Annotated in this window: 14 protein-coding genes; 10 read left to right on the forward strand and 4 right to left on the reverse strand. The window is 73.8% G+C overall.

The features are described from left to right. The first annotated feature begins 60 nt into the window (after window positions 1–60). From Q7L73_RS01365 to Q7L73_RS01400, 8 genes are all read left to right on the forward strand, one after another. A complete protein-coding gene (locus tag Q7L73_RS01365; RefSeq protein WP_304688492.1) occupies window positions 61–249 on the forward strand; it encodes a hypothetical protein in 189 nt (62 codons plus the stop codon). 106 nt (window positions 250–355) lie between these two features. Next, complete coding sequence (locus Q7L73_RS01370; RefSeq protein WP_304688494.1) at window positions 356–892, forward strand: prepilin peptidase; 537 nt, start codon at window positions 356–358, stop codon at window positions 890–892. Window positions 893–1005: 113 nt separating this feature from the next. Further along, the gene (locus Q7L73_RS01375) at window positions 1006–1824 is read left to right on the forward strand and encodes a FadR/GntR family transcriptional regulator (protein ID WP_304688501.1); all 819 of its coding nucleotides are present in this window, start codon (window positions 1006–1008) and stop codon (window positions 1822–1824) included. Then, window positions 1821–3197: an FAD-binding oxidoreductase gene (locus tag Q7L73_RS01380; RefSeq protein ID WP_304688504.1), complete on the forward strand. Its 1377-nt coding sequence runs from the start codon at window positions 1821–1823 to the stop codon at window positions 3195–3197. Before Q7L73_RS01375 ends, Q7L73_RS01380 begins: the two co-directional genes overlap by 4 nt. 66 nt (window positions 3198–3263) lie before the next feature. Next, a complete protein-coding gene (gene aroC, locus Q7L73_RS01385) occupies window positions 3264–4430 on the forward strand; it encodes a chorismate synthase (RefSeq protein ID WP_304688510.1) in 1167 nt (388 codons plus the stop codon). Next, the gene (locus Q7L73_RS01390) at window positions 4418–5998 is read left to right on the forward strand and encodes a bifunctional shikimate kinase/3-dehydroquinate synthase (RefSeq protein ID WP_304688514.1); all 1581 of its coding nucleotides are present in this window, start codon (window positions 4418–4420) and stop codon (window positions 5996–5998) included. The genes aroC and Q7L73_RS01390 overlap by 13 nt, the downstream gene beginning before the upstream one ends. Beyond that, window positions 5995–6444, forward strand: coding sequence for a type II 3-dehydroquinate dehydratase (locus Q7L73_RS01395; RefSeq protein WP_304688520.1), 450 nt, complete (start codon window positions 5995–5997; stop codon window positions 6442–6444). Before Q7L73_RS01390 ends, Q7L73_RS01395 begins: the two co-directional genes overlap by 4 nt. Next, window positions 6441–7547, forward strand: a complete 1107-nt coding sequence (locus tag Q7L73_RS01400; protein ID WP_304688527.1) for a Xaa-Pro peptidase family protein — start codon at window positions 6441–6443, stop codon at window positions 7545–7547. The genes Q7L73_RS01395 and Q7L73_RS01400 overlap by 4 nt, the downstream gene beginning before the upstream one ends. Here Q7L73_RS01400 and Q7L73_RS01405 read toward each other — a convergent pair. From Q7L73_RS01405 to Q7L73_RS01420, 4 genes are all read right to left on the reverse strand, one after another. Then, window positions 7537–8763: an MFS transporter gene (locus Q7L73_RS01405; RefSeq protein WP_304688542.1), complete on the reverse strand. Its 1227-nt coding sequence runs from the start codon at window positions 8761–8763 to the stop codon at window positions 7537–7539. The genes Q7L73_RS01400 and Q7L73_RS01405 overlap by 11 nt on opposite strands. Window positions 8764–8783: 20 nt before the next feature. Continuing rightward, window positions 8784–10865, reverse strand: coding sequence for a glycoside hydrolase family 44 protein (locus Q7L73_RS01410; protein WP_304688544.1), 2082 nt, complete (start codon window positions 10863–10865; stop codon window positions 8784–8786). Window positions 10866–11180: 315 nt separating this feature from the next. Beyond that, complete coding sequence (locus tag Q7L73_RS01415; protein WP_304688545.1) at window positions 11181–12083, reverse strand: phosphatase PAP2 family protein; 903 nt, start codon at window positions 12081–12083, stop codon at window positions 11181–11183. 4 nt (window positions 12084–12087) lie between these two features. Continuing rightward, window positions 12088–12348 (reverse strand): helix-turn-helix domain-containing protein, encoded by a 261-nt coding sequence (locus tag Q7L73_RS01420; protein ID WP_304688547.1) that lies wholly within the window; start codon window positions 12346–12348, stop codon window positions 12088–12090. A 98-nt stretch (window positions 12349–12446) separates the two neighbouring features. Here Q7L73_RS01420 and Q7L73_RS01425 point away from each other — a divergent pair, with 98 nt between their 5' ends. Then, window positions 12447–12887: a hypothetical protein gene (locus Q7L73_RS01425; protein ID WP_304688549.1), complete on the forward strand. Its 441-nt coding sequence runs from the start codon at window positions 12447–12449 to the stop codon at window positions 12885–12887. A 51-nt stretch (window positions 12888–12938) separates the two neighbouring features. Further along, a complete protein-coding gene (gene efp / locus Q7L73_RS01430) occupies window positions 12939–13499 on the forward strand; it encodes an elongation factor P (protein ID WP_304688551.1) in 561 nt (186 codons plus the stop codon). The last annotated feature ends 5 nt before the right edge of the window (window positions 13500–13504 follow it).

Here is a 13504-nt window from a genome sequence, read left to right on the forward strand (position 1 = left end):
CGTCCGGCTCGCGTCGACCGCGACGCATCGGCGCCCGGAAGCCGCTAGCCTCGCGCGCCGATGGCAGCCGACGAGCCCACACCAGACACCCAGTGCCGCGCCTGCCGCGGGACCGGCAGAGTGATCTCCGGCCTCGGCGGCACGCCGAACGAGATCGTCTGCCCATGGTGCGAGGGCAGCGGCGAGTTCATCCCCGAGCACAACGCGCAGGAAGCCGGCGTCGTGCTCCGCGGCGACAAGCCCGCCTGAGGCCTCACACGCCGCCGCTGCATCCGCGTCGCGCGACGCCTGACGTCCGTCCACCCGCGCGCCTCGCGCTCACGCGGCCGCCCGCTGGCGCCGAGTCGACCGGCGGATGGCGCATCGACGCTCACATCTGCGGTGGATCGCGGCGGCGTCGGCAGCGGGCGGGATCGCGGCTGCCGTTGCGGCGATCGTCGCCACCGCGCACGCTGAGCCCGCGCGGCTCGCGCGCGGGCTGCTGCTCGTCGCGCTGCTGGCGCCGGTCTGCTGGATCGACCTCGACCGGCGGCTGATCCCGAACCGCCTCACCGCCGCCGGCGCGCTGGCGGCGACCGCGCTGCTTCTCGCCACCGCCCCCGCGCAGCTGCCGGCGGCGCTCGCCTGGGCGGCCGGCGCGGGCGGCTTCCTGCTGCTGCCCGCGCTGATCCGCCCCGACGGCATGGGCATGGGCGACGTCAAGCTCGCCGCCGTCCTCGGCCTCCTCCTCGGCAGCGCGGTCGTCGCCGCCCTGCTGATCGCGCTGCTCACGGCAACGCTCGCCGGTGGCGTCGTGCTGCTGCGGAGCGGGACCTCGGCCGCTCGCACCGCGACGCTCCCGCTCGGCCCGTTTCTCGCCCTCGGCGCGCTCGCGGCCTTTCTCGCCGCGTGACACGCTCGAGCGCACGGCGCACGGCGGCCGGCGCACCGGCGAAGCGGCCCACGGGGCGTTGGCCTGCCGGCCTGCTTGTCAGACCAGCAGTCCAGCGCTAGGCTCTGGCCCGCATGAGCTTCCGCGCCGTCACCCGCAACCCCGCCTACGAGCAGGTCGCGCAGCAACTGCGCGAGGCGATCCTCGACGGGCAGCTGCGGCCAGGAGACGAGCTGCCGTCCGAGCGCGAGCTGTGCGCGCAGTTCGGCGTCAGCCGCACCACCGTGCGCGAGGCGCTGCGCGCGCTGCAGACGCAAGGGCTCGCGGTGCAGGCCGGGCCGACGGCGCCGCTGCGGGTTCCGCAGCCGGACGCGCTCTCGACCGGCCCCCTGCGCGACAGCCTCGTCCACCTGATGAAGCTCGGGCGCGTCCCGCTGAGCGACCTCGTCGAGCTGCGCTGCGCGCTGGAGGCGGCCGCCGTCGCGACCGCCGCCAACACGCTCGGCCTCGCGCCGCTGAACGACCCCGCTCGCCAGCGCGCCGCCGCCCACGTCGCCGACGCGCGCGCCGCGCTCGACACGATGCGCCGCCAGCTCGCCGACACGCCCCCCGCCGCCGCCGGCTCCGACGCCGACCCCGCGCTCGCGCCCGCCGCCCCCGCCGTCGCGGACGTCGCCGCCTTCGAGCAGGCCGACGTCGCCTTCCACGTCGCGCTCGTCGCCGCCTCCGGCAACGAGGCGCTCCAGCTCGTGATGCTGGCCGTGCGCGACTCGATCTCCACCCATCTGCGCGACGCGCTCACCGGCGACCACGCCTCGCAGCGCACGCTCAACCGCCTGGCGCGGCAGCACGAGGCGATCCTCGCCGCCGTCGAAGCCGGCGACGCGCGCGACGCGGAGCTGCTGCTGCGCGACCACGTGATCGGCTTCTACCGAGGGACCACCAGAAGATGACGACGACCGCCGCCCTGCTCGACGACCTCGCCGCGGCCGCAGCCGGCGACCTCGTGACCGACCCGGAGGTGCTCGCCTCCTACGAGCGCGACCAGGCGGCGCCGGCCCTCGTCCCCGCCGGCAGACCGGCCGCCGTCATCCGCCCGCGCACCACGCAGGAGGTCCAGCAGGCGGTCAAGGCAGCCGCCCGCCACAAGGTCCCGGTCGTGCCGCGTGGCGCCGGCTCGGGCCTCTCCGGCGGTGCGAACGCGATCGACGGCTGCCTCGTCGTCTCGCTGGAGCGGATGACCGACATCGCCGAGATCGACGGCCCGTCGATGCTCGCGACCGTCCAGCCGGGCCTCGTCAACGCCCAGCTGCGCGAGGCCGCCGGGCGCGAGGGGCTCTTCTACGCGCCCGACCCGGCCAGCTGGGAGTTCTCCACGATCGGCGGCAACATCGCCACCAACGCCGGCGGCCTCTGCTGCGTCAAGTACGGCGTCACGCGCGACGCGCTGCTCGGGCTCGAAGTGGTGACAGCCGACGGCCGTGCCGTCCGCATCGGCCGCCGCGCCCGCAAGGGCGTCGCCGGCTACGACCTCGCCAGCCTCTTCTGCGGCTCGGAGGGCACGCTCGGGATCGTGACCGAGGCGACGATGCGGCTGATCCCGCCGCCGCGCTCCTCGGCGACGCTCGCCGCCTCCTTCCCGTCGCTCGGCAGCGCCGGCCACGCGATCGCGAAGATCGTCCGCAACAGCACCCCGTCGGTGCTGGAGCTGATGGACCGCACGACGATCCAGGCGGTCGAGAGAATGGCGCCGCAGGGGCTCGACGAGGAGGTCGCGGTGCTCGTCTTCGCCCGCAGCGACCTCGGCGGCGCGGCCGCGCTGAGAGAGGTCGACCAGCTCGCGAAATGGTGCGAGGAGGCCGGCGCGACGCTCGCCGTCACGACCGACGAGGAGGCCGAGGGCCGGATGCTGATGGCCGCCCGCCGGCTCGCCTACAGCGCGCTGGAGCACCAGGGCGCGACGCTGCTCGACGACGTTGGCGTCCCGCTCGGCCAGATCCCCGCGCTGCTGGACGGGATCGAGGCCGTGGCCGAGAGGCACGGCGTGCTGATCGGCACCTTCGGCCACGCCGGCGACGGCAACATGCACCCGACGATCGTCTTCGACCAGCACGACCCCGAGGCGGTCGCGCGCGCCAACGCCGCCTTCGCGGAGCTGGTGAGACTGGCGCTCGGCCTCGGCGGCACCGTCAGCGGCGAGCACGGCGTCGGTCTGCTCAAGCGCGACTTCCTGCCGCTGGAGCTGGGCGAGGCCCACAGCCTCAACCACGCGATCAAGCACGCACTCGACCCGCACGGCCTCTTCAACCCCGGCAAGGCGATCTGAACCGCGGGCGGCCAGCCCGCGGCGACGCCGCCCCCGCGCGCCGCGCCAACTAACCTTCAGGTCTCTATGGGTCTTCGTCTGATCACCGCCGGCGAGTCGCACGGTCCCGGCCTCACCTGCATCGTCGAAGGGCTTCCAGCGGGGCTGGAGCTCGACAAGGACGCGATCAACGCCGACATGGCGCGCCGTCAGCTCGGCTTCGGCCGCGGCGGCCGCATGAAGATCGAGAGAGACCGCGCCGACGTCACCGCCGGCGTCCGCCACGGCCGCACGATGGGCGGCCCGGTCGCGCTGCAGATCCCCAACAGGGACTACGCGAACTGGGAAGAGCGGATGAACCCGTGGCCGGTCGAGAGAGAGATCCCCGAGGTCCACCTCCCGCGCCCCGGCCACGCCGACCTCGTCGGCACGTGGAAGTACCGCACCGGCGACGTGCGCAACATCCTCGAGCGCGCCAGCGCGCGTGAGACGGCGGCGCGCGTCGCGGGCGGCGCGCTCGCGAAGGCGTTCCTGCGCGCGGTCGGCGTCGAGATCCGCTCGCACGTCACGCGCATCACCTCCGTCACCGCGCCCGTCGGCACCAAGCCGCTGACCGTCGAGGACTTCGCCGACGTCGACGCCTCGCCGGTCCGCTGCCTCGACGACGAGGCCAGCAGAGCGATGGTCAGAGAGATCACCGTCCTGCGCAAGAACAACGAGTCGCTCGGCGGCGTCTTCGAGGTGATCGCCTTCGGCGTCGTGCCCGGCCTCGGCTCGCACATCTCGTGGGAGGAGCGGCTCGACGGCCGCATCGCGATGGCGATGATGTCGATCCAGGCGATGAAGGGCGTCGGCATCGGCGACGGCTTCGACGTCGCCGCCGTCCCCGGCTCGCAGGCGCACGATGAGATCTTCTTCGACGAGCAGCGCGGCTACTACCGCGAGACCAACCACTCCGGCGGCCTCGAAGGCGGCATGACGACCGGCGAGCCGGTCGTCGTGAAGGTCGCGATGAAGCCGATCCCGACGCTGACCAAGCCGCTGCGCTCGGTCGACATCGACACGAAGGAGCCGGCGCAGGCGCTGCGCGAGCGGACCGACTCCTGCACCGTCCCGGCGGCCGGCGTCGTCGGCGAGGCGATGCTCGCGCACGTGCTCGCCGACGCCTACCGCGGCAAGTTCGGCGGCGACCACATCGACGACGTGCGCGACGCCGTCCGCGCCTACGAGGAGCGGATCGGATGGCGCCGCTGAGCCAGCCGGAGCGTCTGCCCGAGGACCGCGCGCTCGTCTTCGTCGGCTTCATGGGCGCCGGCAAGACGACGGCAGCCCGCCGCCTCGCCAAGCGCTTCGGGACCGAGGTCCACGACGCCGACGCGACGATCGCCGAGCAGGCCGGCATGCCGATCGACCGCTGCTTCGCGGAGCTGGGCGAGTCGGGCTTCCGCGAGCTGGAGGAGCGGCTCGTCGGCGAGGCGCTGGAGCGGGCGTCCTCGGGGGTCTTCAGCCTCGGCGGCGGCGCGCTCCACTCGCCGCGGATCCGCGCGGCGCTGAGACGCCACACGACGATCCTGCTCGACGTCGACGTCAACACCGCCTGGGAGCGCGCCGCCGGCCGCGGCCGCCCGCTCGCGCGCGACCCGCAGGAGTTCCGCGACCTCTACATCCGCCGCCGCCCGATGTACATGGCGGCCGCCGACGCCGTCGTCCCGGCCGACCGCAGGGACCGCATCGACGACGCGCTGCCGTCGATCGTCGCGCTGCGCGACGCGCCTGCGGGCACGCGCCTGCTGTGGGCGACGAGCGACTCCGGCGACTACCCCGTCTTCGTCGGCCGCGGCCTGCTCGGCACGGCGCTGTCGCCGGTCCAGGGCAACGGCTACCTCGTCACCGACGACCAGGTCGGCCCGCGCTACGCCGGCCAGCTCGGCGACGGGCTCGCGACGACGATCACGATCCCCGCCGGCGAGACGCACAAGACGCTGCAGACGGCCGAGACGGTCTGGATCGGCCTCGGCGAGCAGGGCATGACGCAGAGCGACCACCTCGTCGCGCTCGGCGGCGGCGTCGTCGGCGACCTCGCCGGCTTCGTCGCGGCGACCTACCAGCGCGGCGTGCCGATCGTGCAGATCCCGACGACGATCGTCTCGCAGGTCGACTCGGCCTACGGCGGCAAGACCGGCGTCGACCTGCCGAGCGCGAAGAACTACGTCGGCGCCTACCACCAGCCGTCGTCGGTCGTCGTCGACGTCGACACGCTCGCGACGCTGCCGCGCGAGGAGGCCGCGGCCGGCTACGCCGAGGTCGTCAAGACCGCGCTGATCGCCGGCGGCCACCTGTGGGAGCGGGTCCGCAGCGGCGACGCGCCGGACGCCGACATGATCTTCGAGTGCGCGCGCACGAAGCTCGCGGTCGTCGCGATGGACGAGCGCGACGGCGGCGTGCGCCAGGTGCTCAACCTCGGCCACACCGTCGGCCACGCGATCGAGACGGTCACCAGATACGCGATGTTCCGCCACGGCGAGGCGGTCGGCCTCGGCCTGCTGGCGGCGCTGCGGCTGTCAGGCCAGGACGCGCTGCGCGACGAGGTCGCGACGCTGCTGGCCGCGCAGGGGCTGCCGACGCAGCTCGTGCCCGGCGCCGTCGACCTCGACGCCGTCGTCGCCGCGACCGCGCGCGACAAGAAGCGCCGCAGCGGCCAGCCGGTCCCGTTCGTGCTGCTCGACGGCCCCGGCGCCGCCCGCCCCGGCTGCCAGATCGGCGACGCCGACCTGCGCGCCGCCGTCGTCGAGCTGGAGCAGGCGCGGAGCGCGACCGCATGACGCAGAGCGACCGGATCGCCGTCCTGCACGGCGTCAACCTCGACCAGCTCGGGCGCCGCGACGCGGGCCACTACGGCAGCCTCACGCTCGACGGGCTGGAGCGCGCGATCAGCGAGTTCGCCGCCGAGCTGGAGCTGCGCGTGCAGTTCTTCCAGACCAACCACGAGGGCGAGTTCGTCGAGCAGCTGCACAAGCTGGAGGGGATGGCCGACGGGATCGTCCTCAACCCGGGCGCCTGGACGCACTACTCGTGGGCGATCCGCGACGCGCTGGAGATCGCGAGACTGCCCGCGATCGAGGTCCATCTCTCGAACGTCTACGAGCGCGAGCAGTGGCGGCAGGTGTCGGTGATCCGCGAGCTGTGCGTCGCGACCGTCGCCGGCAAGGGACCCGACGGATACCGTGACGCGCTCGCGCGTCTGCGAGAGGAGCTGAGGAGCGCATGAGCGAGAGTCGTGAGACGCCCACCTTCGAGACCGTCGCCCGCGGCGACCGGCTCGAGTCCGTGCTCGCCGCGCGCGGGCTCGACGCGCTGCTCGTCACCAACCTCGTCAACGTCCGCTACCTGACCGGCTACACCGGCTCCAACGGCCTCGCGGTCGTCGGCGGCGCCGGCATCCGCCGCTTCGTCACCGACTTCCGCTACGAGACGCAGGCGCAGGAGCAGGTCCACGGCTACGAGCGCGTGATCGGCGAGACCGACCTGCTCGGCGACGTGCTGCCGGCGCTGCCGCAGGGCGAGGTCCAGCTCGGCTTCGACGACAACCACGTCTCGGTCGCCGGCTTCGCGCGGCTGCGCGAGCTGCTGCCGGAGCGGGTCGAGCTGGTGCCGGCCGGCGGCGCCGTCGAGGAGCTGCGGCTGGTCAAGGACGAGCACGAGATCGAGCGGATCCGCGCCGCCGCGATCCTCGCCGACAGCGCGCTGACGACGATCCTGAAGGATGGGCTGGTCGGCCGCACCGAGCGCCAGGTCGCGCTCGCGCTTGAGCAGGAGATGCGCCTGCTGGGCGCTCAGCGCGCCAGCTTCGACACGATCGTCGCCCACGGCGGCCACGGCGCGCTCCCGCACGCGAGCCCGCGCGAGGTCCCGATCGCGGCCGGCACGCTCGTCGTGATCGACTGGGGCGCGGAGCTGGACGGCTACTGCTCCGACTGCACCCGCACCTACGCCGCCGGCGAGGTCGACGGGCAGGCGAGAGAGGTCTACGCGCTCGTGCTGGAGGCGCAGCAGGCCGCGCTGGCGGCGATCAGAGCCGGCATCAGCGGCAAGGAGGCCGACGCGGTCGCGCGCGACATCATCAGCGCCGGCGGCCACGGCGACACGTTCGGCCACAGCCTCGGTCACGGCGTCGGGATCGAGATCCACGAGGCGCCGCGGCTGTCGAGAGCGTCCACCTCGGTGCTCGCGCCCGGCAACGTCGTCACCGACGAGCCCGGCGTCTACATCCCGGGCGTGCTCGGCGTGCGGATCGAGGACCTGCTGGTCGTCACGGCCGACGGCAACGACGTCCTCTCGACGCTGCCGAAGGACCTGACCGTCATCGACTGAGGTCGCCGCTGCCGCGGGTCAGCTCGCGCGTCTCGCGCGGGAGCAGGCCCGCCAGCACGATCACGGCGGCGACGAGGCCGCCGCCGGCCATCACCTCGGTCGCGCCGATGCCGTCGGCGAGCGCGCCGACGACGACGTAGCCGATCGGCAGCAGCGCCATCGAGCCGAGCCAGTCGTAGGAGGTGACGCGCGAGAGCGCCGCCGGCGGGATCCGCTCGGCCAGCGCCGTCTGCCACCAGACGCCGAACAGCGCCAGCCCGACGCCGCAGACGACGCCGCCGGGGAGCGCGACGGCGAGCGGGATTCCGATCGCGACCAGCGTCAGCAGCAGGCTGAAGGGGATCGTCAGCACGATCCCGAGCGCGAGCGGCCGCTGCGGCCGCCAGCGCAGCGCCAGCAGCGCGCCGATCGCCGTCCCCGCGCCGATCGAGGCGGCCAGCCAGCCGTAGAAGGCCGGGTCGCCCCAGCGCTGCTCCGCGACCATCGGCCCGAGCACGACGTACGGCGCGTAGGCGCCGAGCAGCTGGAAGGAGAGGACGGCGATCGTCACCCACACCCAGCGGCGCGAGCGGACCTGGTCGAAGCCCTCGCGCAGCTCGTGGCGGAGGGAGGTCCTGGGCGTCGGCTCGCCGCGCGGCCGCGGCCGCACCAGCGCCAGCAGCGCGGCGCTGACGAGGAAGGTGGCGGCGTCGACCGCGAAGGCGGTGCCGGTCCCGGCCGCCAGCACGAGCGCCGTCGCCAGCGCCGGGCCGGCGAACTCGGCGATCGTCGAGGTCAGGCTCGTGAGCGCGTTCGCCTCCTGGATCAGCTCCTCGGGGACGGTCTGCGGGACGAGGCCGGAGAAGGCGGGGCGGAAGAACGCCTCGGCGGCGCCGAACAGCGCTTCGATCACGAGCAGCTGCCAGATCGCGATCGCGTCGGTGACGATCAGCAGCGCCACGAGCGCATGCAGCAGCCCGCGCAGCAGGTCGGTGCTGAGCATGATCCGGTGGCGCGGGAGGCGATCGGCCCAGACGCCGCCGAACAGCACGAAGGCGAGGTGCGAGGCCGTGTAGACGCCGAGCACGAGGCCGAGGTCGGCGGTCGAGCCGGTCCGCTCGGTGACGAGCAGGGCAAGCGCGACGAGCACGATCCGGTCACCCGTGGTCGAGATCGCCTGACTGACGAACAGCCAGCGGAAGTCCCGGTGGCCCCAAAGCTGCGAAAAGCGGTGCATGTGGGGCCGGAAACTGTACGTCAGCGGCAGCGCAAGTAGCGCCGCTGCGCCACCGTCTGCCTGCGATCGCCGGAGAGCCTGAGTCTGACGGTGAGCGTGAAACGGCCTCTGCGCGGCAGCCCGCCGACGACGATCGTGCGCTTCAGCGCCGGGCCGCCGACGACGCGGGCGCGCCCGCCGCGCAGCCCGACGACCGCCGACTGCAGCCGTCTGGTCGTCGGCGATCTGAGCCGGAAGGAGAGCTTCGTCGCGCGCACGCAGCGGGCGGCGGAGGGGAGGCCGACGCGATCGGCGAGCGGCAGCGTCGCTCTGCGCACGGGCGGTCTCGGCAGCGGCGCGGGGGTGATGGCGTCGCCGGGCGGAGTCGGTGTCGATCCGCCGGAGGGCGGGGGCGGCACGGGCGTCGTGGGGGTGTCGGGCGTGTCGTCGCCGCCGGGCGGCGGGTCGGATCTCGGCGGGGTGACGACGAGCATCGTCAGCGACCGCGCCGGCAGCGCGACCGTCGCGCCGTGCGAGCCGTTGCCGGCCGCCTGCAGCGCGACGTCGGCGATCGCATGGGGGCGGGCGTCCACGCCGCCGCTCCACTGCCAGGCGGCGGCGCTGCCGACGCCGGCCGGCAGGCCCGCGATGGTCAGGGGGCTGTCCTGCGGCTGCGCGCTCTTGTTGACGAGCGCGATCGTCAGCGCGCCGTCGGCGGCGCGCGTCGCGGCGTAGACGGCGACGCGACCCTGGTCGCCGCTGAGCGAGCGCGCCCACAGGTCGCCGAAGCGCCCGCCCGCGCCGTCGTAGTCGCGGTAGAGGCGGAAGGCGTTCGCCTGCGTCTCGTCCGCGGTCGGCGGGTCCCAGCGGGCCGCGAGGCCGACCTGCTCGCGCGCGAAGATCCCCAGCACGTCGGCCTGGATCAGCGTGTCGGTGACCGCGTCGCCGCCGAGCGAGAGGTCGTACTCGCTGAGGGCCAGCTTCGTGCCCGGGTAGTGGTCGCCGACCCACGCGCGCATCCGCGGCAGCAGCGCGATCTGGCGGCCGATCCAGCTCGGGTCGGTGTAGCTCGGGTCCCACAGCGAGCGTGTCACGTCGGTCGAGCCGCCGCCCTGCGCGTAGTAGTGCAGGTCGAAGTAGTCGAGCAGCCGCTTGCCGGCGCTCTCCGAGGCGGCCCGCATGCGGTCGAGGTACCAGGCGGCGAGCGGTTCGCCGCCGTGGGCGGCGCGGTCGGGCAGGGTCGCGCCGGTCGTCTCGTCGCAGGCCTGCTCGGGCGCGCCGTCGAGCGCGCTGCAGAAGTAGTTCGGCCAGCCCCATTCCGACGGGCCGAGCGTCGCCCCGGCCGGGTCGGCCTGCTTGGCCGCGGTTGCCAGCGCGACCGACTTGTCGCGCAGCTCGTCGTAGCTGGTCGGCGCGGGGTGGACGTCGCGATGGGTCTCCGGCCACAGCATCGGCTCGTTGCCGAGGCCGTAGAAGGAGACCGCGTCGGCGCCGTAGCGGGAGCGGATGTCGCCGATCCAGTCGACCGACAGCTGCGGGCCGGAGGGCGTGCCGACATCCGCGCCGGGCGCGATCGCTCTGCCGCCGACGAGCCCGTTGCCGCAGGGCGCGTATCTGTCGACCTCGTCCTGCGCCGGTGTCACGGAGGTCGGGAAGCTGCACGGGAGCGGCTGGCCGGTGCCGGGTCTGCCGGCGACGTTGCCGACCATCGGCAGCGTCAGCAGCGTTCTGGCGCCGACGGCGCGGTCGCCGTCGATGATCCGCCGATACCCCTGCGCGGGGTTGGCCGGCGGCGTCGAACACCAGCTCCCGGCGTCATTCCAACAGCCAGAGATGTTCTCGAAGAACCAGTCCTCGCCGGTGTTCCAGGTGTCGATCCGCCAGTTGTAGCGATCGGTCGTGTTGCCGCCCCAGCGGCTGAGCGGCAGGTCGATCTCCTCCGCGAGGGCCGGATCGGCGAAGCTCATCCCGTAGATCTCGGGCGCGATCGGATGGCGGTCCGCGCCGGCGTCGACGGTCAGCGCCGGCCCGCTCGCGGCATGCACGGCGGCGGCCGGCGCGAGCAGCAGCGTCGCGGCGGCGACGAGGATCGCGGCCGGCCGGGCGAGGTGCCGCGCGAGCATGGCGAAGATCCCGACAAGGCGGGCATGACCGGGGGCGCGACCCGTTCCGGTCCGTGGCTGCGGGTCCGTCCGCATCGACTCACCGTAGCCGATGCACCGCGCGCGGGCCAGTGCGCAACCGTCAGCCGGTGCATCGGCGAAATCGCCTGGACGCACAGCCATTTCGCGGGGGAGCGTCCAGAGCCGCGCGTGTCGCCTGCGCGCGTCCGCCGTGGCGCCGTCGCGTTCGCCGGCCGAGTCCGCACGCGATGCGGCCTTCCACCGCCGGGAGCCACCCGTCCGCGCTCGGCGGCCGGCGCCGCCCGGCCCGCGGGCTCAGCGCGCGACGCGCTGGCGCTGGGCGCTCGGGGCGCGGCGTCTCGCCGCCGCCCGCCGCGTCGGCAGCGTCGCGCGCAGTGCGGCCAGCAGCGCCGCCATCAGCACCGCCGCCAGCCCGACGACGGTCACGCAGGCGCCGGCGAATGCCCCGTCGACGGCGGTCCAGTCGATCGCACCGGCCCGGCCCGCCGCGACGATCGCGAGCGTCGTCGCATAGCCGGCGACGAGCAGCAGCCCGCCGAGCACGAGGTAGTGGCGCGCGACGTTCGGCTGCGGCCAGGTCGCGGCGCCGGCCCGGCGGCGCTCCAGCAGCGCGTCGAGCAGGCCGGCGACCGCGGCCCACGCGGTCACGACGAAGAGCGCCCCGGCGACGTCGCTGGGCCGGTGCCAGCCGGCGGCGATCACGGCGATCCCGACGGCGCTGCCGTAGAGCACCGCCAGCACCGAGACGAGCCGCCGCGCCCGCGCCGGCGCCACCAGCGTCGCCGCCATCCCGACGCCGAACGCGATCGAGACGTGGCCGCTGGGGAAGCTGTTCTCGTACAGGCGCCCGTCGATCAGCAGGTCGGGACGTGTCAGCACGTGCTTGAGCAGCTGCGTCGTGACCACCGCGCCGCCGATCGTCGTGCCGGCGACCAGCGCCAGCGCGACCCGCCCGCGCAGCAGCGCCTGCGCGACCAGCACCAGCACCGCCAGCGCGAGCGTGCCGACCGAGATCGTCGTCAGCAGCTGCTGGGCGGCGTCGTGCGCCGTCGAAGTGGCGAGCGCGCGGCCGTCGAAGGCGCCCTGGTCGATCCGCTGCCCGCGGTAGGTCCGCACCAGCAGCGCGTACGTCCCCGCGACCGCTCCCGCGCAGCCGACGGCAAGCCCGAGCAGGGGAAGCGGCTTCAGACGACGCACGCTCTCAGCCTAGCCGCGCCGCCCGCCGCTCCGCACAGACGACCAGCGTCGACAGCGAGACGCCGAGCCCGCCCGCGATCCGCCCCATCGTCCGCAGCCCCGGCTCGACGTCGGCCCGCTCGACGGCGCGCAGATAGCCGTCGTGGATCTGCGCCAGCGCGCCGAGCTGCGCGACCGACAGCCCCCTCCGCCCGCGCAGCTCCCGGACCGCCGCCCCGAAGGCCCGCCGTTCGAGTGGAGGATCGGTGTGGACGCGCACCTGCATCGAACAGATGTTCGCATGCCCGGCGGACGCGAGCCGGCACGCGCGCCGTGAGACCCGAGGGCAGAGCGTTCACCGCTTCCGGCAATCTCACGCTGACGATGAGATTCCCGCTTCCGATACCGATCACCTGCGCGATGACGGGAAGCGGTGTGATACCGCCGGCGTCGACGATCAACGACGGCACTGCCGGCTCAGTGTCGACGACGATCTCGTTCACGGCGACCTGCACTCCCACCGGCTCGACGATCCTGAGCGGCGTCTGGTCGATCAGCTGGACCAAGATCGCCAACAGGACGTTCGCGACGGTGACGCTGCCCGACAGCGCGATCACGAAGTACATAGGCGGCTGCGCGTTCATCATGCCCGTGTTCCAGCCGGTGACGCTGACCGGCTCCTGGTTGGCGAGCGCGCTCGACTTCAGAAACCAGCAGCTTGACGTGATGTTCGCCGGTTGCGGCAGCATGACGCCCGGCCCGTTCGAGGTCCTGAACGGCACGTTGACGTTCTCCAGCGGCGGCACGGCGGTCACCGTCCCCTGATCGGGAGACGTGGGGCGCTCGCTTTCCGGCGGGCGCCCTACAATCTCCTGCGTGATCAGCACGAACCAGCTCAAGAACGGCAACCACATCGAGGTCGACGGCACGATCTTCAAGGTCGTCGAGTTCCAGCACGTCAAGCCGGGCAAGGGGCCCGCCTTCGTGCGCACGAAGCTGCGTCGCTCCAGCGACGGCAACGTGATCGACAAGACGTTCCGGGCCGGTGAGAAGTTCCGCGCCGTCCGCACCGAGGTGCGCAAGATGCAGTACCTCTACTCCGACGAGAACGACGCCCACTTCATGGACGTCGAGAGCTTCGAGCAGCAGGCGATTCCCGCGGTGGCGCTGAAGGAGTCGCTGCAGTGGACGAAGGCCAGCGACATGGTCGACCTGCTGTCGATCGACGGCGTCCCGGCCGACATCCAGCTGCCGAGCGCGGTCGACCTCGAGGTCACCGAGACCGAGCCCGGCCTGCGCGGCGACACCGCCTCGGGCGGCGGCACGAAGCCGGCCGTGCTGGAGACCGGCGCGAGAATCAACGTCCCGCTGTTCGTCAACATCGGCGACAAGGTGCGGGTCGACACGCGCTCGGGCGACTACGTGTCGCGCGCGTAGCGGCC

The sequence above is a fragment of the Conexibacter sp. CPCC 205762 genome, assembly GCF_030646155.1.
In the GTDB taxonomy this organism is placed as follows: domain Bacteria; phylum Actinomycetota; class Thermoleophilia; order Solirubrobacterales; family Solirubrobacteraceae; genus Conexibacter.